At 45.9% G+C, this 2,767-nt stretch carries 2 protein-coding genes; both read left to right on the forward strand.

Features of this window, described 5'->3' with window-relative positions; genetic code table 11:
- Positions 1 to 185 precede the first annotated feature (185 nt).
- Positions 186 to 1,973: a heme ABC transporter permease/ATP-binding protein CydD gene (gene cydD, locus ACP45E_RS16410; protein ID WP_026026770.1), complete on the forward strand. Its 1,788-nt coding sequence runs from the start codon at positions 186 to 188 to the stop codon at positions 1,971 to 1,973.
- Positions 1,966 to 2,767: ABC transporter transmembrane domain-containing protein (locus tag ACP45E_RS16415; protein ID WP_241824330.1), on the forward strand; the 802-nt coding region annotated here is incomplete at its 3' end. The genes cydD and ACP45E_RS16415, both read left to right, overlap by 8 nt.

The raw sequence follows: 2,767 nt of genomic DNA on the forward strand, positions 1-2,767 counted from the left end.
GCTGTATGGCAGCGCTTGATGCCGAACGATACTTAGATGGGTTATCTGAAAAAGCCTAAAGACGCTTCAACGGGCACGCTCACCACATTTAAATACAAAACCCTATGGCCCAGAGGTATTACCTTTGGGCTTTCTTTTGTATACTGCGTCTCTAAAATTCATAATAATTATCATTAAGTTTTCATATGGATAAGAAAAAGCAACGGAGCCTGAATGTGTGGCTCAAACAGCAAAGTAAGCTCGCAAAACGCTGGCTTATGATTACTGTTGGCCTTGGCGTACTTTCAAGTGTTTTTTTGTTGGCTCAAGCCGCTCTTCTCGCGACAATTTTAAGTCAACTTATTATGGATCACGTTGATAAAAGTGAGCTCGTTCCACAATTTATCGCACTTGCCGCCACCATTGCACTTCGAGCCATTTGCGCTTGGGGCAGAGAAATCGCTGGTTTTCGCTGTGGTGAACAAATTCGCATCTATATTCGTCAGTTGATCCTAGACAAACTGCGCGCACTCGGGCCTGCTTATATCAAAGGAAAGCCAGCGGGATCCTGGGCAACGTTGCTACTAGAACAAGTCGAAGATATGCAGGACTTTTTCTCTCGTTATCTTCCACAAATGTCTCTTTCCGTGATGATCCCTTTCATCATTTTGGTGGTCGTTTTTCCCGTAAACTGGGCAGCGGGCCTCATCTTTTTAATCACAGCACCGCTCGTTCCTATATTCATGGCATTGGTTGGAATGAAAGCCGCGGAAGCCAATAGGAAAAACTTCAAAGCAATGCAGCGCTTATCTGGACACTTTTATGATCGTTTACAAGCCATGACCACGATTCGTCTGTTTGATCGAACACAAGCCGAAACAGACGTATTAAAAGGGTCATCTGAAGTATTCCGTGTACGGACGATGGATGTGCTGAAAATTGCTTTCTTGTCTTCGGCTGTTCTTGAGTTTTTCACTTCACTCTCGATTGCCGTTACCGCCGTATACTTCGGCTTTGCTTTTATTGGTGAGTTGAACTTTGGCCACTATGGCGTCGGTGTCACTCTGTTCGCTGCGTTATTTATTCTTATCTTGGCACCTGAATTTTATCAACCGTTACGAGATTTAGGCACCTACTATCATGCTAAGCAGCAAGCAGTAGGAGCCGCTGAGAGCATTGTTGAGTTTCTAGAAACCGATGTCAGCCAAGTGGAGTCTGGAGACACACTAGTTAAGAGCAGTGACCCTATTTCGATCACCGCTCACAACTTAGAAATATTCAGTCCAGACGGTAAAAAACTTGTTGGGCCAATATCATTTGAACTTAACTCGACGTCTCAAACCGCGCTTGTTGGCCCAAGTGGCGCAGGGAAAACCACCTTAGTGAATGCCCTATTAGGTTTCATGCCTTACCAAGGCAGCCTGACCATTGACGGAGTAGAACTGAGCCAAGTTGACCATTCCAGTTGGCGAAAATGCATCAGTTGGGTTGGACAAAATCCGCTACTTTTACACGGTTCAATACGCGATAACATCACTTTAGGTAACGAGTCCGTATCAGATCAAAGCATAACTCAAGTTCTGGAAGACTCTTATTCCGCCGAATTTGTCACTAACCACGGTTTAGACTATCTCGTCTCTGACCGTTCTGGTGGCTTGTCTGTAGGCCAGGCTCAACGCATCGCTCTTGCTCGAGCCATGCTACAAGACGGACAGTTTTGGCTGCTCGACGAGCCCACTGCTAGCCTTGATGCGCGAAGTGAACGTCTAGTAACAAAAAGCTTAAATAGCCAAACAGTAGGCAAAACCACCTTAATGGTGACGCATCAACTCAAACCGCTTAAAAGCGTCGACCAAATACTCGTGATGAGTGAGGGCTTGATTGTTGAGTCCGGGCACTATCAACAGCTTGTAGAAAATGACGGACTGTTCCATACCATGCTGAATTCCAACCAAGCTCTTAGCCAATCAAACGAGGGCAATTTAGATGCGTGATCTTCTTCCTTATTTGAAACTTTATAAAAAGCACTGGTTTGGGTTATCTCTTGGAATGGTGCTGGCTTTTGCCACTATTTTTGCTTCTATCGGGCTACTGACTCTCTCTGGTTGGTTTTTGTCTGCGGCTGCTGTCGCGGGATTAACCGTTGCTCGCGAAACCTTTAACTACATGTTACCCGGTGCCTTTGTGCGAGGCTTTGCAATGAGCCGAACCGCTGGGCGTTGGGGGGAAAGGGTCGTCAGTCATAATGCGACATTTAAACTGTTGACTGATTTGCGACTTTTCTTTTTCAAGAAACTTGCACCTCTTATACCTGGAAAAATATCCGCCATTCGCGATGCTGATTTATTGAATCGTCTGGTTTCTGATGTCGATGCGATGGACCACGTGTACCTGCGTTTAATCAGCCCTGTGGTTGTGGGCATTTTTGGTATCGCAGCGCTCACCGCTTTCTTAAGCTGGTTTGATCTAACTCTAGGGCTAACGCTCGGCTCAATTCTGATTTTACTGCTGTGCACCTGGCCGATTCTTTTTTATAAGCTCGGGAAGCAGAATGGGCAAGAACTCACCCAAAACAAAGCAACCCTTCGTATCGCGACTCTCGATTGGATTGAAGGCTATAGCGAGCTCACTTTATTTGGTGCTGAGGAAAAATATCGCAACGCCATTTTGAGCGCTCAAGATAAATTGATTCGGAATCAGTTTTTCAACGCACATTACGCCGGGCTTGCTCAAGCGGCTCTCATGCTTGCCAGCGGTTGGACATTGGTGTTGGTCGTCTGGCTATCGG

Origin of the sequence: Vibrio genomosp. F10 str. 9ZD137 (assembly GCF_049974785.1) — a bacterium.
Taxonomy (GTDB): domain Bacteria; phylum Pseudomonadota; class Gammaproteobacteria; order Enterobacterales; family Vibrionaceae; genus Vibrio.